The 23,401-nt window shown below is 53.9% G+C and carries 27 protein-coding genes and 1 pseudogene; 2 read left to right on the top strand and 26 right to left on the bottom strand.

The features are described 5' to 3' along the window. Window position 1: 1 nt before the first annotated feature. The 21 genes from dxs to BJQ97_RS05780 form a co-directional block, all read right to left on the bottom strand. Window positions 2–1,894, bottom strand: a complete 1,893-nt coding sequence (gene dxs / locus BJQ97_RS05880; protein WP_160155866.1) for a 1-deoxy-D-xylulose-5-phosphate synthase — start codon at window positions 1,892–1,894, stop codon at window positions 2–4. Between the two features lie 249 nt (window positions 1,895–2,143). Continuing rightward, window positions 2,144–3,037 carry a polyprenyl synthetase family protein gene (locus BJQ97_RS05875; RefSeq protein WP_160155865.1) on the bottom strand — a complete coding sequence of 298 codons (894 nt, stop codon included), beginning with the start codon at window positions 3,035–3,037 and terminating at the stop codon, window positions 2,144–2,146. A 3-nt stretch (window positions 3,038–3,040) separates the two neighbouring features. After that, window positions 3,041–3,271, bottom strand: coding sequence for an exodeoxyribonuclease VII small subunit (locus BJQ97_RS05870; protein WP_044730877.1), 231 nt, complete (start codon window positions 3,269–3,271; stop codon window positions 3,041–3,043). Beyond that, window positions 3,268–4,614 carry an exodeoxyribonuclease VII large subunit gene (xseA, locus tag BJQ97_RS05865; protein WP_160155864.1) on the bottom strand — a complete coding sequence of 449 codons (1,347 nt, stop codon included), beginning with the start codon at window positions 4,612–4,614 and terminating at the stop codon, window positions 3,268–3,270. Before xseA ends, BJQ97_RS05870 begins: the two co-directional genes overlap by 4 nt. Window positions 4,615–4,625: 11 nt before the next feature. Then, a complete protein-coding gene (gene folD, locus BJQ97_RS05860) occupies window positions 4,626–5,480 on the bottom strand; it encodes a bifunctional methylenetetrahydrofolate dehydrogenase/methenyltetrahydrofolate cyclohydrolase FolD (RefSeq protein WP_160155863.1) in 855 nt (284 codons plus the stop codon). Window positions 5,481–5,539: 59 nt separating this feature from the next. Further along, complete coding sequence (gene nusB, locus BJQ97_RS05855) at window positions 5,540–5,932, bottom strand: transcription antitermination factor NusB (protein WP_160155862.1); 393 nt, start codon at window positions 5,930–5,932, stop codon at window positions 5,540–5,542. 191 nt (window positions 5,933–6,123) lie between these two features. After that, the gene (locus BJQ97_RS05850) at window positions 6,124–6,525 is read right to left on the bottom strand and encodes an Asp23/Gls24 family envelope stress response protein (protein WP_044730873.1); all 402 of its coding nucleotides are present in this window, start codon (window positions 6,523–6,525) and stop codon (window positions 6,124–6,126) included. A gap of 10 nt (window positions 6,526–6,535) precedes the next feature. Then, window positions 6,536–7,891, bottom strand: a complete 1,356-nt coding sequence (gene accC / locus BJQ97_RS05845; protein ID WP_160155861.1) for an acetyl-CoA carboxylase biotin carboxylase subunit — start codon at window positions 7,889–7,891, stop codon at window positions 6,536–6,538. A 15-nt stretch (window positions 7,892–7,906) separates the two neighbouring features. After that, the gene (gene accB / locus BJQ97_RS05840; RefSeq protein WP_160155860.1) at window positions 7,907–8,437 is read right to left on the bottom strand and encodes an acetyl-CoA carboxylase biotin carboxyl carrier protein; all 531 of its coding nucleotides are present in this window, start codon (window positions 8,435–8,437) and stop codon (window positions 7,907–7,909) included. A 146-nt stretch (window positions 8,438–8,583) separates the two neighbouring features. Continuing rightward, window positions 8,584–9,135, bottom strand: coding sequence for a SpoIIIAH-like family protein (locus tag BJQ97_RS05835; protein WP_160155859.1), 552 nt, complete (start codon window positions 9,133–9,135; stop codon window positions 8,584–8,586). Window positions 9,136–9,158: 23 nt separating this feature from the next. Continuing rightward, window positions 9,159–9,797, bottom strand: a complete 639-nt coding sequence (gene spoIIIAG, locus BJQ97_RS05830) for a stage III sporulation protein AG (RefSeq protein ID WP_160155858.1) — start codon at window positions 9,795–9,797, stop codon at window positions 9,159–9,161. A gap of 5 nt (window positions 9,798–9,802) precedes the next feature. Then, window positions 9,803–10,414, bottom strand: coding sequence for a stage III sporulation protein AF (spoIIIAF, locus tag BJQ97_RS05825; RefSeq protein ID WP_160155857.1), 612 nt, complete (start codon window positions 10,412–10,414; stop codon window positions 9,803–9,805). A gap of 10 nt (window positions 10,415–10,424) precedes the next feature. Continuing rightward, a complete protein-coding gene (gene spoIIIAE / locus BJQ97_RS05820) occupies window positions 10,425–11,588 on the bottom strand; it encodes a stage III sporulation protein AE (protein ID WP_160155856.1) in 1,164 nt (387 codons plus the stop codon). Window positions 11,589–11,601: 13 nt separating this feature from the next. Further along, window positions 11,602–11,988, bottom strand: a complete 387-nt coding sequence (gene spoIIIAD / locus BJQ97_RS05815; protein WP_012820577.1) for a stage III sporulation protein AD — start codon at window positions 11,986–11,988, stop codon at window positions 11,602–11,604. 21 nt (window positions 11,989–12,009) lie between these two features. Beyond that, the gene (gene spoIIIAC / locus BJQ97_RS05810) at window positions 12,010–12,216 is read right to left on the bottom strand and encodes a stage III sporulation protein AC (RefSeq protein WP_011231888.1); all 207 of its coding nucleotides are present in this window, start codon (window positions 12,214–12,216) and stop codon (window positions 12,010–12,012) included. Between the two features lie 15 nt (window positions 12,217–12,231). Then, on the bottom strand, window positions 12,232–12,744 hold the full coding sequence (gene spoIIIAB, locus BJQ97_RS05805; RefSeq protein WP_160155855.1) for a stage III sporulation protein SpoIIIAB: 513 nt from the start codon (window positions 12,742–12,744) through the stop codon (window positions 12,232–12,234). Beyond that, entirely contained in the window at window positions 12,741–13,661 is a 921-nt protein-coding gene (spoIIIAA, locus tag BJQ97_RS05800; protein WP_160155854.1) for a stage III sporulation protein AA, read from the bottom strand. The genes spoIIIAB and spoIIIAA overlap by 4 nt, the downstream gene beginning before the upstream one ends. A gap of 61 nt (window positions 13,662–13,722) precedes the next feature. Continuing rightward, window positions 13,723–14,004 (bottom strand): YqhV family protein, encoded by a 282-nt coding sequence (locus BJQ97_RS05795; protein ID WP_011231891.1) that lies wholly within the window; start codon window positions 14,002–14,004, stop codon window positions 13,723–13,725. Window positions 14,005–14,180: 176 nt separating this feature from the next. Then, window positions 14,181–14,738, bottom strand: a complete 558-nt coding sequence (efp, locus tag BJQ97_RS05790; protein WP_031408341.1) for an elongation factor P — start codon at window positions 14,736–14,738, stop codon at window positions 14,181–14,183. A gap of 27 nt (window positions 14,739–14,765) precedes the next feature. Next, entirely contained in the window at window positions 14,766–15,827 is a 1,062-nt protein-coding gene (locus BJQ97_RS05785) for a M24 family metallopeptidase (protein ID WP_160155853.1), read from the bottom strand. Window positions 15,828–16,089: 262 nt separating this feature from the next. Continuing rightward, on the bottom strand, window positions 16,090–16,620 hold the full coding sequence (locus BJQ97_RS05780; protein WP_160155852.1) for a YqhR family membrane protein: 531 nt from the start codon (window positions 16,618–16,620) through the stop codon (window positions 16,090–16,092). 187 nt (window positions 16,621–16,807) lie between these two features. Here BJQ97_RS05780 and BJQ97_RS05775 point away from each other — a divergent pair, with 187 nt between their 5' ends. Together BJQ97_RS05775 and BJQ97_RS05770 are read left to right on the top strand one after the other, a co-directional pair. Further along, window positions 16,808–17,743, top strand: a complete 936-nt coding sequence (locus BJQ97_RS05775; protein WP_160157547.1) for a DUF1385 domain-containing protein — start codon at window positions 16,808–16,810, stop codon at window positions 17,741–17,743. Between the two features lie 22 nt (window positions 17,744–17,765). Next, window positions 17,766–18,122: an SA1362 family protein gene (locus tag BJQ97_RS05770; protein WP_160155851.1), complete on the top strand. Its 357-nt coding sequence runs from the start codon at window positions 17,766–17,768 to the stop codon at window positions 18,120–18,122. 72 nt (window positions 18,123–18,194) lie between these two features. Here BJQ97_RS05770 and BJQ97_RS05765 read toward each other — a convergent pair whose 3' ends face one another. From BJQ97_RS05765 to BJQ97_RS05740, 5 genes and pseudogenes are all read right to left on the bottom strand, one after another. Then, window positions 18,195–19,076, bottom strand: a complete 882-nt coding sequence (locus BJQ97_RS05765; RefSeq protein WP_160155850.1) for a patatin-like phospholipase family protein — start codon at window positions 19,074–19,076, stop codon at window positions 18,195–18,197. Window positions 19,077–19,163: 87 nt separating this feature from the next. Then, window positions 19,164–19,589 (bottom strand): transcriptional regulator MntR, encoded by a 426-nt coding sequence (mntR, locus tag BJQ97_RS05760; protein ID WP_011231898.1) that lies wholly within the window; start codon window positions 19,587–19,589, stop codon window positions 19,164–19,166. A gap of 330 nt (window positions 19,590–19,919) precedes the next feature. Beyond that, the gene (splB, locus tag BJQ97_RS05755) at window positions 19,920–20,945 is read right to left on the bottom strand and encodes a spore photoproduct lyase (protein ID WP_160155849.1); all 1,026 of its coding nucleotides are present in this window, start codon (window positions 20,943–20,945) and stop codon (window positions 19,920–19,922) included. A 103-nt stretch (window positions 20,946–21,048) separates the two neighbouring features. After that, window positions 21,049–21,438: pseudogene (locus tag BJQ97_RS05750) on the bottom strand (DUF2332 family protein). Window positions 21,439–21,712: 274 nt separating this feature from the next. Continuing rightward, on the bottom strand, window positions 21,713–23,125 hold the full coding sequence (locus BJQ97_RS05740) for a glycoside hydrolase family 18 protein (protein ID WP_160155848.1): 1,413 nt from the start codon (window positions 23,123–23,125) through the stop codon (window positions 21,713–21,715). Window positions 23,126–23,401: the final 276 nt, after the last annotated feature.

Raw genomic sequence — 23,401 nt, 5'->3', positions numbered from 1 at the left:
CTCAAGCCCTTTTCTGTTTTCTTGGCGCCATCATTTTGATGCGGTCGATGATATGGGCCGACGTCAGCCCGATTTCATTGAGCAGCTCGTTGACGCTTCCATGTTCGATAAAGCGGTCCGGGATGCCCATCCGTTCGATGACCGCTCCGTGGTAGCCATGATCATGAGCAAACTCCAACACAGCACTGCCAAAGCCGCCTTGCAGCACCGCCTCTTCAACCGTTAAGATCGGCAGGCGGCTTTCAAGCAGTTCGTGAAGCATCGCTTCATCCATCGGCTTCAAAAAGCGGGCGTTGACGACTTTCACCGATATGCCGTCTTTCGCCAGCTCGTCGGCCGCCTTAAGCGCCATCGAAATCGTCGTGCCAAACGTCAAAATCGCCGCATCGCAGCCGTTGCGCAACACTTCCCACGTGCCGATTGGGATTTCTTTCAGCTCCTCATCAAGCGGTACGCCAAGCCCGTTGCCGCGCGGGAAACGCATGGCGATTGGCCCGTCGTCGTAGCGGATGGCGGTGTACACCATGTGCTGTCCTTCGTTTTCGTCTTTTGGCATCATCAACACCAAGTTCGGCACATGGCGCAAAAAGGCGATGTCAAACACCCCTTGGTGCGTTTCGCCGTCCGCCCCGACCAACCCAGCGCGGTCAATGGCGAAAAAGACATTTAAGTTTTGCCGGCATACATCATGGACGACTTGGTCATAGGCGCGCTGCAAAAACGTCGAATAAATGGCCAAAAACGGTTTCATCCCTTGCGTCGCCAATCCAGCCGCGAGCGTTGTCGCGTGCTGCTCGGCGATGCCAACATCAAACATCCGATCTGGGAACTCGCTTGCGAACCCTTCCAGCTTCGAGCCGACCGGCATCGCCGGCGTAATCGCGACGATGCGCGGGTCGGTGCGGGCGAGCCGGCGCACAGTTTCGCTGACAAGCGCGCTCCATGACGGACCGGCCTCTTTCGTTTTGACAAAAGCACCGGTTTCGATTTTGTACGGCCCTGTGCCGTGCCATGTGCCGACTTTGTCGTTTTCCGCCGGACTGTATCCTTTCCCTTTTTTCGTGATGACATGCACTAGCACCGGACCTTTCATCTTCTTCGCATAGCGCAAGTTCTCAAGCAAATCCTCAAAATCGTGGCCGTCGACCGGACCTAAATACGTAAACCCAAGTTCTTCAAAAAAGACGCCGGAGACAAGCAAATATTTCAAGCTGTCTTTCAGCCGCTCGGCGGTCGCCGCCAGCTTGCCGCCTACCGCTGGGATACGCTTGAGCAGCAGCTCCAGTTCATCTTTCACCCACTGGTATTTGCCGGCGGTGCGCAACCGACCGAGGATGTTGTGCAACGCGCCGACGTTCGGGGCGATCGACATTTCGTTGTCGTTTAAGATGACAATCATATCCGTTTTCTCATGCCCAATATGATTGAGCGCCTCAAGCGCCATGCCGCCGGTGAGCGCCCCGTCGCCGATGATCGGCACGATGTATTCATCCGTCCCTTTCAAATCACGGGCAATCGCCATGCCCATCGCCGCCGACAGCGACGTCGAGCTATGGCCCGTTTCCCACACGTCATGCTCGCTTTCGCTCCGTTTCGGGAACCCGGACAGCCCCTTGTATTGGCGGAGCGTGTCGAACGCAGCGGCGCGTCCGGTCAAAATTTTATGCACGTATGACTGGTGTCCGACATCCCAAATGAGCTTGTCTTTTGGGCTGTCGAATTCGCGGTGAAGGGCGATCGTCAGCTCAACAACCCCTAAGTTTGGGCCGATATGTCCGCCCGTTTTCGACAACTTCTCAATTAAAAACCGCCGAATCTCGGCGCTTAACCGTTTCAGCTCAGGAATGGACATGTTTTTGACAACGCGCGGATGGTCAATTTTTGTCAAATCCAACAAAGATCACTCGCTTTCATTCTGTCGTTCTCCGAGCCGTTTCTCCTCGTACAGGTAGTATTTATTATACATGATCCGGCGCGAAAAATCGACTTTTCCCGCCAACGCAGCCCGTCACCACTAGAACGAGTTTTGTGGTATCTATAGAACTTGCGGCGGCCGCCCGGCGGAAACAACCAAAAAAACAAGGCCGCCTCCGCCCCGATGGAAAGCGAACAACGGGAACAAGAGGCCGCCGCCCCGCATCAGTCAGTGATCGCGGACCGCGACAAGCTCGCAAATGTAGGCAAGCACAGTGCCATCCACCTCAGCCTGCCGCAAATGGCGCTTCGCAGCATCAATATGAAACGTCAGCTTCTCTTTGGCGCCATCCAGCGAGAGCAGCGCCGGATACGTCACTTTCTTGTTGTCATGGTCGCTGCCGACTCGCTTGCCGATTTTCTCTTCCGTCCCTTCAATGTCCAAAATATCGTCGCGAATTTGAAAAGCAAGACCTAAATGCGCGGCGAACTCGTTGAGTTCGCGCGTCTGGCGACCATCGGCGCCGCCGAGCAGGGCGCCGGCGTGCACGCTGTATTGCAACATTTTCCCCGTCTTATGGCGGTGGATGTATTCCAGTTCCGCAAGCGCCAGCGTTTTTCCTTCCGCCTCCATATCAGCCGCCTGTCCAGCGACCATGCCTTCCGGGCCGGCCGCCTTTGCGAGCTGCTCGATAAGCTGCAGACGGACGGGAGGCGGCACGCGATCATCATCGATTTCGGCGATCAACTGAAAGGCATACGTCAACAAAGCGTCCCCAGCCAAAATGGCCATTGCCTCGCCGAACACTTTATGGTTGGTCGGCTTGCCGCGCCGCAAATCGTCGTTGTCCATGCTTGGCAAGTCATCGTGAATCAGCGAATACGTATGAATCATTTCAATGGCGCAAGCGACTGGCAGACCGATCGCCGGGTCTTTGCCAAGCGCTTGGATGGTCGCCAGCAACAAAAGCGGGCGGATTCGTTTGCCGCCGGCCTCAAGCGAGTAGGCCATCGCCTTTTTCAGCGTCTCCGGCCCACGAAGCCGCGCCATATAGGAGGAAAGCGCCGCCTCCACGGCCCGTTTTTGTTCGTTGAGAAACTGTTCAACCGAAAGCTTCGCCACCTGTCACTCCTCCTCCGGCGAAAAAGGGACAAGCTCGCCGTCTTCGCGCAGCATGTACTCCAACTGTTTCTCCACATGCTGCAATTTATCATGGCAAAGCTTGGACAGTTTCATGCCTTCTTGAAAAAAGGCGATCGCCTCCTCAAGCGGCACGTTCCCTTCCTCGAGCTTATCGACGATTTCCTCCAGTTTTTTCATCGCTTCTTCAAACGTCATCTCTTTTTCTTCGCTCATACCGTACTCTCCTCCACTCCCGTCACTTGACAATCGACTCGTCCGTCTTGAACTTGAATAGAAAGATGCTCGCCGATGCGAAGCTGTTTCGTTCGTTTCACGAGCTCACCCTGCTCATTGTACACCAAGCTGTAGCCCCGCTCCATGATGCGAAGGGGGCTTAGCGCCTCAAGCCGGGCGAGGTTGGAGCGAAAGCGGAACCGATGGCGCTCCACCGCAGTGCGCATTGCTTTTTCCAGCGCATTGGCGGCCGCCTTTTGCCGTTCTTTCATCCGCTCAAGCTCTGCAGCCGGATGATGCCGCCATAGTCTCATGTCAAGCTCATGCAGCCGCTGGCGATGTCTGTCGACGAGTCGTTCGCGTTGGCGGCTAAGCCGCTCAAGCAACGCATCAAGCTGCTGTTCTTTTTGTTCATAGAGCCGCTTGGGATAGCGGAATGCGTAGGATCCTTGCAACCGGCGAAGTTGCTCTTTATCAGCGGCAAGCCGCTCTTTCATGGCGCGGATGAGCCGCCATTTCCGCTCGGCGAGCCGCCTAGAGATCTCCCCAACATGCGGCGCCGCCATCTCAGCTGCTGCCGTCGGCGTCGGCGCCCGCAAATCGGCGACAAAGTCGGCGATCGTAAAATCTGTTTCATGGCCGACAGCGGAAATAATCGGAATTTTTGAGGCAAAGATGGCGCGGGCGACGATTTCTTCATTGAACGCCCACAATTCTTCGATCGAGCCGCCGCCACGGCCGACAATCAGCACATCAACCCCGCCGAACGCATTCGCCCGTTCGATGGCGCGCACAACGGAGGGCGCCGCCCCGTCCCCTTGAACGAGCGCTGGAAACAAAATGACTTTGGCGAGCGGATAGCGGCGGCGAATCGTCGTCATAATATCGCGCACCGCCGCTCCAGTCGGCGATGTGACAACACCGATGCAGCGAGGAAAGGCTGGAAGCGGCTTTTTATGGGCCGGGGAAAACAACCCTTCCGCCTCGAGCCGCTGCTTCAGCTGTTCGTAGGCTAAATAGAGGCTTCCGACGCCTTCGGGCTGCATTTCTTTCACATACAGCTGATAGTTGCCGTTCGGTTCATAGACGGAAATTTCCCCGCGCGCGAGCACGCTCATCCCGTCTTCGGGGCGGAACGGCAAATGTTGGTTGTAGCCGGCGAACATGACGGCGGCGATGCGTCCTTGGCTGTCTTTCAACGTAAAATACATATGGCCGCGCGCATGCTGCTTAAAATTCGAAATCTCGCCCTTCACCCATAGATCACGCAAATGAGGGTCGACGTCAAACTTGCGTTTGATGTACTTCGTCAGCGCCCCGACCGTCACATATTTGACTTCCACTGCACTTGCCCTCACTTTGCGGCCAGCTGCCGGGCCGCTTCAATCGTGTTGTGCAAGAGCATCGTAATCGTCATCGGCCCGACCCCGCCCGGCACCGGCGTCATATAGCCAGCCACTTCTTTTACAGTGTCAAAATCGACATCGCCGCACAATTTGCCGTTCTCAAGCCGGTTGACGCCGACGTCGATGACAACCGCCCCGGGCTTGATGTGTTTGGGGCCGATGAGGCGCGCCTTGCCGACAGCGACGATCAAAATGTCCGCCTGCCGAGTGATGGCGGCCAAATCCGGCGTTTTCGAGTGAGTGTAGGTGACGGTGGCATGTTCACGCAAAAACAGCTGGCCAACCGGTTTGCCGACGATGTTGCTTCGGCCGACGACGACAACGTGCTTGCCGGCGATGTCAATGCCGGCCGATTGCACCATCACTAAAATGCCATGCGGAGTGCACGGGAGAAACGCCCGTTGGCCGATCATCATTTTTCCGACATTGATCGGGTGAAACCCATCGACATCTTTTTCCGGTGCGATCGTTTCAATAACCGACCATTCGCAAATGTGATCCGGCAGCGGCAGCTGCACTAAAATGCCGTGCACCGCTGGATCGACGTTTAACTCGCGGATTTTCGCAAGCAGCGTCTCTTCGTCGATCGCCGCTGGAAACGTGTAAAGGAACGAGCGAATGCCGACCTCGGCGCACGCTTTTTGTTTTCCTTTTACATACGAATGCGACGCCGGATCGTCGCCGACTAGAATGACGGCCAGCCCCGGCTCAACGCCGTCCGCTTTCAACTGTGCGGCTTGATCCGCCAATGCGGTGCGAATCGTTCTCGCCATCTCCGTTCCGCTAATGATTTGTGCTGTCATCGTGTTTCGTTCCCCTCTCCTCGTTCATCATTCGAGATCAGACCGTGATGCAGCCGGTTTTATTTTTGCAACGCCGCCTTCACTTTCGAAAGCACGCCGTTGACAAAACTTCCGGATTTCCAATCGCCGAATTTTTTCGCCAGCTCGACCGCCTCATCGAGGCTGACGTTTATCGGCACATCATCGGCGTATTTCATCTCGTACGTCGCCATGCGCAAAATGGCGCGGTCAACGTTGGCGACACGTTCAAGCGCCCATTTTTCCAAATTGGCGCGCAATAGCTCGTCAATCTCCTCCTGGTGCTCGACGACGCCAAAGACGAGCTGGCGCAAAAACGGATCGATGTCGCCGCCGCCCGTGACATTGTCGAGCGCCTCGTCTGGAGGAATGCGTCCGACATCGATTTGAAACAGCGCCTGCAACGCCTTTTCCCGTGCTTCATGCCGCTTCATAGCGGTCCCCCTTTCCAAAAAACGAACATTCACAATGAAATCATATCATATTTTTCGGGAAAAACCACCCTTTTTCCCACAAATCATTCTTGTTGCCGTTGACAGCGCCATAACGGCCTCGTTCATTACAATAACAAACTTTGGCCAAAAAAACAAAAGGCAGCCGCCGAAAAAGCAACTGCCTTGCGAGATCACTGTTCGACCACGCCTTGTTCCTGCTTGCCGCCCTCAAACTGGATGCCGACGATATGAACGTTCACTTCGCTCGCCTCGAGGCCGGTCATGTTCCAAAGCGCCTGGCGCACATTTTCCTGCACCTTTTTTGCCACGTTCGGAATCGATGCGCCAAACTGGACGAGGCAATAAAGATCGATGACGACGCCGTCGTCGCGCAAATCAACCTTGACGCCTTTTCCATGGTGTTTCTTTCCAAACCGTTCGGCGACGCCGGCGGCAAAATTGCCGCGCATTTGCGCGATGCCGTCGACTTCTGACGCCGCGATGCCAGCGATCACCTCAATCACTTCCGGTGCAATTTCCACCTTGCCGAGCGCCGGGTACGCTTGCTCTGTTTCAAAAACATGCTCAGACATAAGGCACCTCCTATTCCGCCTTCATAATATCATATAACTCCAAAAACTTCGTATTAAACTCACCGCTTTGAAATTTCTCATGCTCCATTAATTTTATGTGGAACGGAATCGTTGTATGAATGCCTTCAATGATGAACTCCGAAAGCGCCCGTCGCATGCGGGCGATCGCTTCCGCACGCGTCGGCGCATGAACGATCAATTTGGCGATCATCGAATCATAATACGGCGGGATCGTATAGCCTGGATAGGCGGCAGAATCGACGCGCACGCCCGGGCCGCCCGGCGGCAGGTACATGGCGATTTTCCCCGGCGACGGCATAAAGTTTTTCGCCGGATTTTCGGCGTTGATCCGGCACTCGATCGCCCAGCCGTTAAACGTGACGTCCTCTTGGGTGATCGACAGCTTTTCACCGGCGGCGATGCGGATTTGCTCCTTGACCAAATCGATGCCGGTGATCAGTTCAGTGACCGGATGCTCGACTTGAATGCGCGTATTCATCTCCATGAAATAAAATTGTTTGTTCCGGTGGTCATAAATAAATTCAACCGTACCAGCGCCGGTGTAGTTGACCGCTTTCGCCGCCTTGACCGCCGCCTCGCCCATCTTCCGGCGCATCTCGTTGTCAAGGGCCGGCGACGGCGCTTCCTCGACCAGTTTTTGCAGCCGGCGCTGGATCGAGCAGTCGCGCTCGCCGAGATGAATCGTATTGCCGTACGAATCAGCGAGCACTTGAATTTCGACATGGCGGAAATCTTCGATATATTTTTCAATATAGACGCCTGGGTTGCCAAACGCCGTCGCCGCTTCCTGCTGGGTGATGTTGATGCCTTTGACGAGCTCACCTTCGTCGCGGGCGACGCGGATTCCTTTCCCACCGCCGCCGGCCGTCGCTTTAATGATGACCGGATAGCCGATCTCTTCGGCAATCGCCCGCGCCTCATCAAGGCTTTCGATAATCCCGCGCGACCCAGGCACGATCGGCACCCCCGCCTCGCGCATCGTCTCGCGAGCGATGTCTTTAATGCCCATTTTTGCAATCGCTTCCGGACTTGGGCCGATAAATGTCACATTGCATTCACGGCACAGCTCGGCGAACGCTTCATTTTCCGCCAAAAACCCGTAACCGGGGTGGATGGCGTCACAGCCAGTCAGCGTAGCGACGGTCATAATGTTTGTGAAATTTAAATAGCTGTCTTTCGAAGCGGTCGGCCCGATGCAGTACGCCTCATCAGCCAGCTGCACGTGCAAGGCGTCGCGGTCGGCTTGCGAAAAGACAGCGACCGTCTCAATCCCAAGCTCGCGGCAGGCGCGGATGATGCGGACGGCGATTTCCCCGCGGTTCGCCACCAACACTTTTTTGATCATCGTCCGTTCTCTCCCTTATTCAGGCTTGACTAAAAACAACGGCTGGCCATATTCAACGAGCTGGCCATTTTGCACGAGCACCTCGACAATTTCGCCATCGACTTCCGCTTCAATTTCATTAAACAGCTTCATCGCCTCGATGATGCAAACGACCGTATCTTTTTTCACTTTGTCGCCCGGCTTCACATACGGCGGCTTGTCCGGCGCCGGCGCTGCGTAGAACGTGCCGACCATCGGCGACGTAATTTGATGCAAATTGCTTTCCACAGCCGGCTTTGCTTCTTTGACCACCGGCGTTTCCGCTTTCGGCGACGGCGCTTCCGAAGCCGCTGCTTGAACGGGAGCAGCTGGAGCCGGTTCGACCTCTGCCGGAGCGGCAGGCGCCGTCGGCGCCACCGCCGTCTGTGCGGCCGCAGCCGACGCAACGGCAACAGCAGCCGTTCCTTTTTTCATATGTACTTTTGTTTCGCCTTGTTCGTATACGAATTCGTCAATCGAGGACTGATCGACTAAGCGGATCAATTCACGGATTTCTTGAATTTTCATCGATCTCACACCTTTCTCCAAGTATCGTGCAGCCAGCTCGTTCCCGGCAGGCGGTTTCAAATGTGTTCATAACGATTATACACACAACAGCAGGACAAACAAAAGACTTTTGCGCAAAAAAGAAGCTGCCCTAAAGAGCAGCGCGTTCATCCAGCCGGCTGAAACTCAACCGTCACGTATTCAGCATCGGGTATTTCTTTTTTCACCATATGAATGACTTCATTCGCCGATTTCGCTGAGCTTTGTTTCGCTTTGATCGTCACGCGCACTTGGTTGTCATCTGCGCGCACGAGCACGTCTTCATAACCGCCTTTCGATTTGATGAGCGTCTCCAACGTGGCTTCTTTTTCGGACAATGCTTGCAATTTTTCAATTTTGTCGAGCGCTTCATTTTTTTCCTCCGCCGTCGCGTTCGCTGAAGCGACAATGGCGTTCAGCTCATCGCGCAGCCGGCTCCGTTCATCCTCAATTTTCATGCGCAGCGCTGTAAACAAGTCGTCGCCCGTTCCGCCAGACGCGGACGGCTTTTTCGCCTCTTCGACAGCAACGCTCGGCTGATCGGTTGTTTTTTCCGTTTTCTTATTGGCGGTAAAGGCCGGACTGTCATTCATATTTTTTGGCGCTGTCACGTAATAGACCGACAGCACAACGACCAAGCTCAACATCGTCAATAGCCATACGGTTTGTTTTTTCAACATGCCGATCTCCTCCCCTTACCCGGTCATTTTTTCGGCAAGACAGCGACGCGGTAGCTCGGAACGTTTAACACGCGCGTCACCGCCTCGACGATCCATTTTTTGATTTGCAAATTGTCCGCCCCTTTGGCGACAACGAGAACGCCGCGGATGTCCGGCTTTTTCGTGGCGACGACAAGCGGAGTTTCTTCTTCGCCGTTATGAATAATGATGACTTCTTCATTGGTCGACTCGTTTTCGATCGTCCGCTTCCCGCCTTCCTTGTCGCTCTCTTCGGTCGTTTGCTGTTGGGTGGAACGCTTCTTCTCGTACACTTTCAGCTCCGTTGAATCGAGATTGACGACGACGGTGACATCGTCCACCCCTTCAATCGCCTCGAGCGCGGCTTTCAGTTCTTTTTCGTACCGCTCCTCATAGGCGGCGATCACTTTTTCCTTCGTCTCCTTGCTTGCCAGAAATGCCGGCTCGGCTGGAGCGGACGGCTGCCCGGCGGAAGATTTTGATGCAGCCTCCTCCCCATTGTTCGTCCAATGGCTTGCCGCCATCAAGGCGATCCCGGCCAACAGCAGGACGATGACGTACGAAAACGGCCATTTTTTCTGTGCTCCTTCTCCTCCCCCGTCTTTCGGCGATGAAGAAAAGATCCGTTTGATGTGCGGCAGCATCCCCCCTATTCCCTCCCCCTAAATTGCACGTCAATTTTATCTTCATCGATTTCCCATCGGCCGGCGAGAAAAACGCGCACCTCCTCTGCCAGCGAAGCATCGCCCTCCGGCAAAGCCGGCGGCTTCGTCGTATCGATGACAACCGGTTCCACCGAACCGGCTGACTTCTGTTTCGAAAGGACGACCTCAATCGTCTTGATGTCATCCGGCATGCGCCAGTCGTCGCCTGGCTTGGCGTAAACGTTGACATCCGCTTTCAACCCATACTTTTCCATCAACTCCTCATTGACATCGTTTTCGAGCTGGACAGCCATTTGTTTTAAAATATATGCGCGTTGCGAGGCTTGTATTTCTTTTTTCTGCTGTTCGATTTGATTTTTTATTGCCTCTTCCCCCTCACGACCGTTGGAAAAATGGACGAGCGCCGACGCGATGAGCTGCTCGGGATCAACGGAAGCGAGCCGAAGCACCGGAGCGAGCATCACGAGAACGAGCATAAGCCCGACTGCCATTTTCACGTATTTTTGCATCGTCCCCGACGGCAGCAAAAAATCGATGATGACAGCAAACAACAAAAACAAAATGATGTTTGTCACCCACTCAATGACTAGCTGCATAGCGCTCCCCCTAGCGGACCATCATCGTAATGTTCCCGGCCATCACCATGACGGTGAGGCTTAAGAAAAACATGAGCGACACAATGAGCAGCGCCGCCAGCACGTAGGCGATGCTTTTGCCGATGATGTTGAGGCAGGACAATACCGGTCCGCCGCCAAGCGGCTGCAGAAGAGCAGCCGATAGTTTGTAGACGATGACGACGGCGAAAATTTTCACCGCTGGAAAGATGGCGATCATTAGCAAAATCGCCGCCCCGACCAACCCGACAGTATTTTTCAACAGCATGGAAGCGGCAACGACCGTATCGGCGGCATCGGTGAACAGCTTGCCGACGACCGGGATGAAATTGCCGGTGACAAATTTCGCCGCCCGAAGCGCTACGCCGTCAGCCACGGCCGCTGTCGCTCCGCGCACGGACATGACGCCAAGGAACACGGTCAAAATAAGACCGAGCAAACCGAGGGCAGCTTTGTTGAACAAATCGGCGAGCTGAGTCGCCTTGTAACGGTCGCTGAGCGTACTGACGACAGAAAGCAGCGCAGCCAGAAGCAAAAGCGGCAAGGTGACATATTCAACGATCGTGCCGGTGGTGTTCATCACAAACAAAATGAGCGGGTGGAAAAACGCCGCCGATGCGACCCCGCCGGAAGTGGCGAGCAGGGCGAGCAGCAGCGGAACGAGGGCGATGATGAAATGGCTCATCGTCCGCACCGCCTCAAGCGCATAATCCGCCGCGAGGCGAAAGCTGTTTAAGGCGATCAACAAGAGCACCATATAGACGACCGCCTGGGCGATCTTGCTTACTTCCTGCTGAGCGAATGCATTTTGCAGCGATTGCAGCACCGTACTGAAGACAGCAAGCAAAATGAGCGTGCCGAGCAGTTTGCCGTTCACCTGCAGTTCATAAAACAAATAGCGAGCGAGCGCCTTCAGCCATTCAGCTGGCGACCATTGCTTGTCGCCGCTTAAAAAATCGGTGAGCGGCCCTTTCTCGCTTTCCGGCAAAAACCCCCCATACTCGCTGACGATCGTTTCCCAATAGCGGCGGATATCGCTCACATCGAGCTGAGCAAGCTGCTCGCTGACCGACGGTCCATCGCTTGCGGCTTGTACGACCAACGGACAAAAAAAGAGAGAAAGCAGCCCGACAATAAGGAACGCTGTTCGCTTCAATCCGTTCCCTCCTTTAGCGCGCCGACGGGATGAGGCCGATGACCGCTTCGATGATCGCGGTTAAAATCGGAACAGCCAGCGCCAAAATGACGATTTTGCCGCCGAGCTCAATTTTGGCGGCGATCGCCCCTTGGCCGGCGTCTTTGGAAATTTGCGCGGCGAACTCGGCAATGTAGGCAATGCCGATGATTTTCAGCATCGTCTCTAAATACACCATCTGAATATGGGCGCCTTCCGCCATTTTTCGCAACATCGCCAAAATGCTGCTGATTTGATCGACCAATAGCAGAAAAATGGTGCAGCCGACAAACACGGTCAACAAAAAGGCGAGATTCGACTTTTGTTCCTGCAGCAGTACGACCAAAAACGTCGCAATCAACCCGAGGCCGACGATTTGCAAAATGTCAATGGCCGATCCCCCCTACCCGCGGAACAGAAAGACGTCTTTAATTTTTTGAAACAAATCGCTGACGATTGAGGCGACCATAAACAGAATATAAATAAAGCCAAGCAGCGTCACCCATTGGGCGTATTCTTTCCGCCCCATTTGGTCAAGCACCGTATGCAAAAACGCGATGACGATGCCGACGCCGGCGATTTTCAAAATGAGATCGACATCGATGCCCATTCTTCTGCCTCCTGTCTACATGAGTAAAATGACGAGCAGCAGGCCGGCCAACACACCTAAACTTTTCGCCATCTTGGCGTAGCGCGCCTGGTTGTCTAGCGCTTCCGCTTCCTCCCGCTCAAGATGGGCGATCGCCAGCGCGATTTGCCTTTGCTGGGTGAGCCGGTCGTATTGGCCAAGCGTGGCGCCAAATTGTTTCATCACTTCAAATTCTCCTTGCTTTAGAGCAGTTTTTCCCCATACGGCTCGCAAGCTTTTTTCCCATGCCTCGGCGGCGCTCGTTTCCTCTGTGCATAACGCGGCGGCAAACCGCTCGAACAATTCAGACAACGGTGCGGCTGTTTGCCGGGCGAGATGCATAGCGGCATCGGCAAGCGGCGTATGGCCATACATCACTTCCGCCTCAAGCGCCCTCAGCGCCGCTTTCAGCTGGCGGAGTTGGCGCGGCCGCTCGTGCAACACGCGGGCGGCGGCAACTCCCAACCATGTTGAGGCGGCGAGAATCAACAGAGCGCCAAACCATTTCATCGATGGACCACCGCCCGTTCATACAGCACCGTTCCGCCAGCATCGAGAATGCGTCGGATTGAGCCGGGATGGGGAATGTTTGTCAGCTCAATAAACCGTTCAAACACCTTTTGTTCCATCACCGGGCGCAACGTCGGACGCTGCCAGACGTCTTGGATGTTGCGGCCGTGCACAGTCGTCCATACAGAGACGCCAGCATTGGCCGCTTCAAGCACTGCTTCGCTGTCCTCCTCGCGCCCGATTTCGTCGACAATCATGACATCAGGGCTCATCGAGCGGATCATCATCATCATCCCTTCCGCTTTCGGGCAGGCGTCCAACACATCAAGGCGCGGGCCGAACGAAAACTGAGGAATTCCTTTCACACAGCCAGCGATTTCCGAACGTTCGTCAACGATCGCCACCTTTTGCGCCGGAATGCGCCCCGTCCCACCGCTAATCAAGCGCGCCGCATCGCGCAGGAGCGTCGTTTTTCCCGTCTGTGGCGAGCCGATGATCATCGTATGGCGCCAGCGGCCGTCGTACACATATGGAATCAGCGGCTCGGCGATGCCGATCTGTTCCTTGGCGATGCGAATGTTAAACGAGGAAACATCGCGGACCGCTTTCACTTTCCCGCCTTCCATAATGACCTTGCCGGCCAGCCCAACGCGATGCCCCCCTTCAATCGTCATAAATCCGCGCTTCAGCTCTTCTTCGATGGCATAGATCGAATAATGGCTCAATTTATTGAGCAGCTGCACAGCGTCTTCTTTCGTCACTTCATACGGCAGCAGCCGGGCCGTTCCGTCGACGATCACCTCAAGCGGCCGGGAGACGCGGATGCGGATTTCTTCAATTCCGCGTCGGCATGAAGGAAGATGGTGCTGCAATGCGGCGGCGACCGTTTTCGGCAAAATTCCCCACACCGCTTCCATGGCCCTCCCCCTTTTCTTGTGGACTAGTTCATATGTATGGGCGGAATGCACCGTTTATGCCTTACTTGTAAATCGCGAACAAAATGAGCGCTATCCCGAGCGCCACAAGCCCGAGCCGGGAAAACGAGAGCTCGTCCGCAAGCGAAAGCAGTCCAATCGCCATGGTCACCATCATGACGGTTGGACCGACGACAGCAAGCGCAGCATTAACGGCAAGCGCTTTTTTCACATCATTGAACACAAGCATCAACAGCGCCGCGCTCAGTTCAATGAACGCGGACACCATCCGCATGCCAGCCATGGCCATAACGGACGGGTCGATCGATCGCAGCCAATGTTTCATGTTCCCCTCCTGTTTTGCGAAATGGGATCGATTAGTACAAACGTATGCAAAAACAAGCCGTTTCAGAAGAAGTTTTTACTGAGGAAAACGATGGGGGAGAGCAATACAGCGCCCATTTTGCGCATAAAAAACACCGCCCCGGAAGGTGTCCGAGACGGTGCCTGTCGGGCTTGCGCTTACGCCCGCGAAACGTACGTGCCGTCGGCCGTATTAATGATGAGCGTGTCGCCTTCGTTGACGAAAAACGGCACTTGAACGACGAGGCCGGTTTCGAGCTTGGCCGGTTTCGAACCGCCGGAAGCGGTGTCGCCTTTGATGCCTGGTTCCGTTTCGACCACCTTCAACTCGACGGTGTTCGGCAGCTCGACGCCGATCGTTTCGCCTTGGTACATCATAATAAATACTTCCATATTTTCTTTCAAGAACTTCAGTTCATGCTCGATTTGTTTTGCCGGCAGCTCGATTTGTTCGTACGTTTCCATATCCATAAAAACGTGTTGGTCGCCGTTGGCGTACAAATATTGCATTTTGCGCGTGTCGATTTGCGCCCGGTTTACTTTTTCGCCGGCGCGGAACGTCCGCTCTTGAATGGCCCCGGTGCGCAAATTGCGAAGCTTCGAACGGACGAACGCCGCCCCCTTGCCCGGCTTGACGTGTTGGAACTCAAGGACGCGCCAAATGTCGCCGTCCACCTCAATCGTAAGTCCTGTGCGAAAATCGTTGACTGAAATCATCAGCCGAAATCCTCCTCACGCAATCCATTATAAAATGATCAGTTCTTTTGGCGAATGGGTGAGCGCTTCGTTCCCATCAGCGGTGATGACCGCATCGTCCTCGATGCGCACCCCGCCAAGCCCCGGAATGTAAATGCCCGGCTCAACAGTGACGACCATTCCCGGCTCGAGCACGACATCGGAACGGAACGAAAGCGTCGGTCCTTCATGAATTTCCAACCCAATCCCATGACCGGTCGAATGGCCGAAATAGTCGCCATACCCTTTTTCGCGGATGTAATCGCGCGTGAGTGCATCAGCCTCTTTGCCGGTCATGCCCGCTTTCAGCCCGTTCATGCCGCGTTGCTGCGCCTCAAGGACGATATCATAAATCGTTTTCAGTTCGGCGCTGATGTCGCCGACGGCGACCGTTCTGGTGAGATCGGAACAATACCCTTTGTAATAGGCCCCGAAATCCAGCGTCACGAGTTCGCCGCGCTCAATCGTCTTCTCCGACGCCACGCCATGCGGCAGCGCCGACCGATATCCGGAGGCCACGATCGTATCAAAGGAGGACGAAGACGCCCCTTGCTTGCGCATAAAAAATTCCAGCTCATTCGCCACTTCGATTTCTTTAACGCCTGGACGGATGAACGACAAAATGTGCGAAAACGCCGCATCGGCGATTTCTGCTGCTTCCTTTAATATCTTAATCTCTGCTTCTGACTTAATCAAGCGTAATTTTTCCACCAGCCCGGACGTCGGCACGAGTTCAGTGCGGATGGCTTCTTCATATGACTTGTATGCAGCATAGGTGACATGTTCTTGCTCAAAGCCAAGCCTCTTGATGCCAAGCCGCTTCACCTGATTGGCAATTTCTTCGATGATCGGCCCGCTGTGCTGGACGACTTCAAACCCCTGGGCTTGCCTCGATGCTTGTTCGACGTACCGGAAGTCCGTCATCAACACCGCCCCTTGACGGCTGACAAGTACAGCACCGGCCGTACCAGTAAACCCGGTCAAATAGCGGCGGTTGCAGCCGTTTGTTACTAACAGCCCGTCGATATGCTGCTCATCAAGAAGCTCCCAAAGTCTTTCCAGCTTTTCCATGTTTCCGTCTCCTCTTCCCTTAGAGTGTGCTCGTCTCCTCCGCTGCCTGCGTCGAGAGTGGAGAAAAGCTTCGCGGTCAGGATGACGCGAAAGACCTCGTAGGCGCGCCAGTTTCACGCAACGCCCGCAGCAGCCATGGACTAATGCTGAAACGTGCAAAAACCTTCTTTATTTTACCATAAAGATGGTCGTTTCCGCTAGACATCCGCGCGGCGCTTGATGCAGCACTCACTTCAGCGGGTGAGAGCAAAGAAAAGCTTCGTCAGTTTCCTTCATTTGCCGCCTCTTTTCCCACATTTGACGCCGATCGATTCATTTCTTGCGTTTCAAAAGAAATCGAATAGCCGACAAATACACCATATAAAATGTATAAACAAAGCGTCGTAATAATCGTATTCGTTTCTAAATCGGCAACTGGTTGGACGTTTGGAAACAGTGGATTCAACAAATAAAAGACCATCATCCAAAGCACCACGCCATATACAATTCCCGCCCACATACCGGCGATCTTGCGCAGGAACGCGTAGTACAAAAGCGCCGCTGCAATAGAAATGATGCCGATCAGCACGATGGCCGCATAATTGCCGGCTTTCCCATATTTCCAGTCCCCGGCAACCCACGGGATGAGAATCATGTTCGGACTAATTTCGCTGAAGTGAAAAAAGTAAGCCAAATAGCCGATCAAACTCCAAAACACCCCGCCGACAAACCCGATGATGATCGTTTTTTGTATGAGCGTCATCGGCCGCTCCATCTTCTCTTGCTCGAGCTCCCCTTTTTGTTCCGCCATCATCGTGCACCTCCTTGTCTGTTAGTATGACCGAAAGCCGACCGTCCCATGACTCAAACGAAAAAATGACCGCTCTTGTGTAAATCATGGATTTTTTGGAAATCATAATAGCAGCATCAACCTAGAGGTTTCCGGACGTTTCTTGTAGAATAAAATAAAATAAACATAAAAATAGGTTGGTGTTGACTTGATGAAATCATCAATGGAGAAACCGTTATACGGCGGCCAAGCAGTTGTGGAAGGGGTGATGTTCGCAGGCAAGACGCACTCCGTCACCGCCATTCGCCGCCCTGACGGGACGATTGGCTATTTTACACTGCCTCGCCGCAGCCATCCAGCACTGGTTGCTCTGAAGAAAATTCCGTTTGTCCGCGGCATTGTCGCCATTATTGAAGCGAGTGCGAACGGGGCGAAACATTTGCAATTTGCGAGCGAACAGTATGAGTCGTCTTCCGACGACGAACGAGCGGACGACGAGAGCCGCTCCAAATTCGGGCTGATTCTCGGCGCCGCCGTCATCGGCGTGCTATCGTTTTTATTCGCCAAAACCATTTTTACGCTCGTTCCGGCGCTCGCCGCCGACGCCTTTAAACCCCTCGTACCGGGAAAGACGGGGCAAATTTTGCTTGAAGGCGCCTTTAAGCTGATGATGTTGCTTGGCTATATTTACTTTATTTCGCTGACGCCGTTGGTCAAGCGCGTTTTTCAATACCATGGGGCGGAACATAAGGTGATCAACGCCTTCGAAGCCGGGTGGCCGCTCACGGTTGAGCACGTCCAGCGCGCCTCGCGCCTTCACTACCGATGCGGCAGCAGCTTCATTTTATTTACTGTCATGATCAGCTTATTCCTTTATTTGTTCGTGCCGACGGATCCGCTTTGGCTGCGAATCGTAAACAGGCTCGCTTTAATTCCTGTCGTGCTTGGCGTTTCGTTTGAAATCTTGCAGTTTACAAATAAATTGAAGGATATTCCGCTGCTGAGATGGATTGGCTATCCCGGGCTATGGCTGCAGCGGTTGACGACAAAAGAACCGGACGATGACCAAGTGGAAGTGGCCATCGCTTCGTTTCAGCGGCTTCTCCATTTGGAAGCGGAAGCCGAAAGGAAACAAGTGGTGCAGTAATCGATCAAAGGGGGTGGATTCATTGCGGCGCCGGTCCATTCATCCGCTTGTCGGGCTTATGATTTTGCTTGGAACGCTTGGCATTGTCTATACCCTTTTTGCCCATCCGACGGTGCTGTTCCGCCAGTTGTTGTTTGTTGCGCTGTTTTTGGCCGCCATTTATCTCTTCTACCGGTTCGTCTACCAACGCCGCACCGATCAAGATCGGTTATCGTATTTAAAGGCGGTGCGGCAGTCGAAAAAGCTCCATCCCCGCTCCGGGCGCAAACAAGCAAAACCGGCGAAACTGAAGCGACCGCTGAAAAAACGGACAGCCATTCCGCACTTGACCGTGATCGAGGGCAAAAAAGGCAAAAAAAAGAATCGAGCTTCGTTTTAGCTTGATTCTTTTTTGTTTGCCTCTGCCGTTCAGCTTCGGCAGCAGAGGCGCGCCCTATTGCCGCTTTCCCGTCTAGTACGCCCATTGGCGCAAAAACTGCCGCGTCCGCTCACGTCCGTAATCGATCAGACGCCGGCGTACTTCCGGATCAATCGAAAATTCGGTGGAAATGATGTTGTCTACTGGCAAAAAGACGATGTTTTTTTCATGGCGGCGCGAAATGTAGCGGGCATCATGCGCTTCCTTCATCGCCGCAAACAGCGCTTCATACAAATCGAGCGCATTGGTGATCGTTCGTTTCGGCCGCTCGCCTGGCTTCGGGCTTAGTTGAACACCGAGCACCGGTCGTTTTTTCTTCTTTTCTTCATCGAACAAAAACAGCGGAAAGTTGCTGAGCACCCCGCCGTCAACCATGAGGGAGACACCGTTTCGCCCGCGGAGGCGGACCGGCTCAAAGAAATACGGAATGCTAATGCTCATCCGCACTGCCCTGGCGATGGAAAAAGACCCAGGGTCAATGCCGTATATGGCTAAATCATCCGGCAGCACGACGATGCGACCGTTTGTCACATCGGAAGCGACGATATACAAACTGCCGGCCGGCACATCTTGAAACGTCCGCACGCCGCGGGCGGCGAGCGCCGCCTCGAGCCACCGCTCAAACGTCTTTCCTTGATACAACCCAAGATGCCAATACAGGCGCACCCATTTCCAAAACGGAAAGGGGATCCATAGCGGCCGTTCATCCAAAAACTGTGCAAGCTCAAGATCCTCGAGCAATGCGGCAATCTCATGCGCTTTATATCCTGCCGAAAGCAGCGCGGAAAGCAGCGAACCGGCGCTCGTTCCAGCCAGCCGCTTCCAGCGCAGCCCTTTTTCCTCAATCGCTTCGTACGCCCCGAGCAACGCAAACCCTTTCACTCCGCCTCCTGAAAAGACGATGTCAATGTCCACCTCTGCCTCCCCTTTCTCGCCCTTTATACATATGTAAGAGAAAGAAGCGGCGTTTAGTACGGGAAACAAAAAAGAGCAAGCCTCAGCTTACTCTCCTTGTTCATTGCGCTTTTGGACATCGCGCAGCGCTTCAAGACGGCGTTCGTCCTCTTGAAAATACTGCACCAAATCGCCGATCCGGTCGATGGCGTTCCAGCTCAAATGGTGTTCAATCCCTTCCACGTCGCGGTAAATGTTTTCTTCGCTGACACCGATCAAACGAAGAAACTGCTCAAGCAACTCATGGCGGTAGACGAGCCGCTGGCCGATTTTTCTTCCTTTTGGCGTCAAGACGAGTCCGCGGTATTTCTCATACACTAAATACTCATCTTTATCGAGCTTTTGCACCATTTTTGTCACCGAGGAGGGATGGACAGACAACGCTTCCGCGATGTCAGAGACGCGGGCATAGCCCTTTTCTTCAATCAAAATGTAAATTTGCTCAATATAATCTTCCATGCTCGGTGTCGGCAACGTTTGTCCCCTCCCATCACGTTTGTCTGCCGCACACAAATGCAGCGGCCGTCAGCATCTCTCATGAAACAGGCGTGTTGATGAACGAATAAAAACGATATAGATGCAGTTTGAAGCTTTAACACGGCTTTTACCGAGCATTTGATCGACTGCCACGCCTTGGCGTGACAGTCGAAAAATGCATAGGCGACCTTTTCCGTCAAGGATGTGAAACGTTTTCGTCGCATCTATATATAGATGAGAAAGCTTTATTTTCAGCTTTTCTGCCGCAGTTGGCCGCTCAGGCAAACAAAAAATAGCAATCAATCCCATTATACCATGAAGGGGACATTACGTAAAATACTGCACCTGAGCCGATGGGAAAAAGCGAGCAATATACGAGCGCATCGTTTCCTCCAGCTCCCGCACTTCCTCGTCGCGGTACACATATTTGCCGATGCCGTACCTCCCCCACTTATACTTGCGCTTCGATTCGTCCAAATCGAGCTTGGTTTTTGGGTAACGCTGTTCGATGACCCGCTTGGCCGGTTTCGTAAACCGATGCTGGATGAGCTCAAACGTCAAATCAGATAAGTCTATCCCTTCCAATTGCCGGGCGAGCTCCTGAAACAATTCAAAATACCCTTGTTCCCAGCCGTCATGCCGGTAAATCGGTGCGACAACAAAGCCGAGCCTATAGCCGGCACCGGCCACTTTGCGCGCTGCTGCAAGCCGCGCGTCAAAGGAGGACGTTCCCGGCTCGAAATGGTTGATCACATAGCGGGAGTTGACGCTGAAGCGAAACCGCGTTTTGCCGTTATGCTTGGCATCAAGCAAATGATCGACATGCTCATACTTCGTCACAAATCGGAGCCGCCCGTAGTCGGTCGCGCCGATAAACTCAATTGCTTTTTTGAGCGAATGGGTCAAATGATCGATCCCGACAATGTCGGACGTACACGCCGCCTCGAAGCGGGTGATCTCGGGCGCACGCTCGTCAATATACTTTTGCGCTTGAGCGAAAATGTCGTCCAAGTTGACATACACGCGGATGTATGGCTTGTTTCCTAATGTCGTTTGCAAATAGCAATAATGGCAATGGCCCATGCATCCGGTTGCCAACGGAATAGCGTATTCGGCTGACGGCTTCGATGAATCGAATTGTAGCGTCCGCCGCACGCCAACAACGAGCGTCGATTTTGCGTTTCGATACCGCGCCAGCTCCGTCTCTCCCGGAATGCCGCGCACTTGGTTGTGTGACGTCGTCTCCCGAATCTCGATTCCCATTTGCGTAAATTTCTCATACAGTTCTTTCCCGAGCGGATACGACAACGCCTCCGGCTCGAAATACACAAGTTTTGGCACAAACGGTTTCATCGTTTCCCCCCATTTCGTCCATCTTTATAGTTAGTATGGACGGAAACGGGGAAGTCGCGATCTAACTTTATTTGGAATTCTTTTTTCATCTCATTGTCGCCCCTCATCCACAGACATCCGCCTCCCAGCGAAACCAGCGGGCATGACCGTCGGTTTCAGCAACGATTTGTCGGCATTCTCGGCCATTGATCATGCTATCCAGGTGCAGTTTCGGATCCCACATATTGTTATACACATGGAACAAATCCCGTTGGCGGCCGATTTCGCGAAGCTGCTCAAGCAATCCACGCTTTGCCTCATCTGACATTTGGTTCGCGACATGCGTGTGGAAGATGCAAACAACGGTATCGGACGGAACTTGTGCAACAAGATCAGAGAGAAGTTCAACCCCGTCTCCCTCGATCAGACGAATCGGCGTTTGTTCCAGACATCAGGCTGCCTTTTCAAACAATTGGCGCCGATCATGATGTTCAGGCCAAATGAGCGCCTCCATCCATCGTCGATCATCCTCTTTTTTCAAGTCAATTACATGCTCATCATCGAGACGCGCAGCCATTTCAAAAAAAACCGAGGACGAGCTGGCCGACCATCGGCGCATGTTCGAAATTTTGTCGAACGATTGGCGCAACGCGAACATCGCGATTGAATATTTAAACCATAAGATCGGCCAGCACGATTTGGAAATTTATCAACTAAAAAAGCGGCTCGAACTCCAAGAAACAAAGTAAAAGCGCATGCCCGATGGTCGGCGCACACGCTCGAACCGCTTATCCCCGCTTGCGAATGCGGAAGTTGTCTTCTAGCAGCACCCAGTTTTCCGGATACGGATACCCGAGCACCCAATAGCTGATTCCGCTCAATCCGTATTCTTTCACCAATTGGAATTTCGCCAACGCGCTGCGGGCGTCCTCAAACCATACTTCGTGCTGGCGTCCTTGCTCATCCGTGTAGCGATAAAACGGCGAGGCGGCCACAGGATCGTACTGAATGAACGCTCCGTAGCGAACGGCGCGCTCGAGCGCCTCTTTCGGACTGAACGTTTCCGCCTCTTGCCCTGGCACGTGCGGCAACACCCAGTCGCGGGCGTAAATTTGAAACCCCATCATGATTTTCCTTCGCGGAACGGCGGTCACCGCATAAGCGAGCACGCGCCGAATTTGATTCACCGGCGAAATGGCTTGCGGCGGCCCAAACCGGTAGCCCCACTCATAGGTCATCAAGACAACAAAATCGGCGATGCGTCCGTGGGCTGGATAGTCGTGAGCTTCGTACAGCAGCCCTTTTTGTTCAGCGCTTATTTTGGGCGCCAGCGACGTCGATAAAACATACCCCTCAGCGTGAAGCCGGTTGGCCGCCCGTTGCAAAAACTCGTTATACCGCTTACGGTCGGACGGATAGACGTTTTCAAAATCGACATTCAACGCGCGGTACCCTTTTGCCCGCATCACTTGAATGACGTTGTCAAGCAGCCGGGTTTGCAACGTGGCATCGGCCAAAACGGTCTGCGCCAATCTTGAGCCCGGATCCCGATACGTAAAGTTTGTGATCGTCATCATCGGCACGACACGGGCGGCATAAGCCGCCTGAATGAATGCGGTATCATTGATCGGATTGAGTCCGCCGTCGGCGCGGATCGTGTAGGCGAATGGCGCGGCATAGGTCAAATGGCGGCCGACTTCGCGCACTTGCTCCGCTCCTTTCTCCCCTTGATCCACCGTAAACGCGTTCACCTCGATGAGCGGCTTCGCCGGCGGGATGATGAGCCGCTGTCCGGGGACAATCATATTCGGATCGTCAATCGGATTAAACTCAATGATTTGCTGGACGCTGACCTGGTAGGCGGCGGCAATTTGCCCTAACGTTTCCCCCGCGCGCACCGTATGAATGCGAGCTGGGATCAACAATGCTGTGCCTGGATAAATGAGCGCCGGGTTGGCGATTCGGTTCGCCTGTACAATCGCTTCGACCGTCACTCCATACGAATGGGCGATCTGCCATAACGTTTCCCCTGCACGAACGGTATGATAGCGATACGGCACCGGAATGACAACCGCTTGCCCGGTAGCAAGCCGATTCGGATCGCTCAATTCATTGGCGGCGACAATCCGCTCGAGCGGGACGCCGTAGCGCTGAGCCAGCTGCCAAAGCGTTTCGCCGCACTGAATGACATGAACAATCATGACGCTCCCCCTTTCATTCTCCCTTTTACCACTATATTTTCGCTTTTCCCCTTTATGTAAAAAAAACGCCGGTTCCCTGTGATATAATCCCTCTTACCCGAGTTCGACAGTTTTAAGGCCATTTTAGGCAAATGAAAATGGCCAAGATGCTGTTCGATACGGATCCTAGAAGGCCGGTGAATTAATGAGGCATAGAGTTCCCTCATGTCGAATTTTGGAGGCCATTCTCTCCGCCATTTGGCGCCAAAGGATGGCAGGACGTGCAGGGCTTCCTGC

This window comes from Geobacillus sp. TFV-3 (assembly GCF_009901865.1).
In the GTDB taxonomy this organism is placed as follows: domain Bacteria; phylum Bacillota; class Bacilli; order Bacillales; family Anoxybacillaceae; genus Geobacillus; species Geobacillus thermoleovorans_A.
Note: the sequence above shows the minus strand (reverse complement) of the source record. Positions and strands in the feature narration are given on the sequence as shown.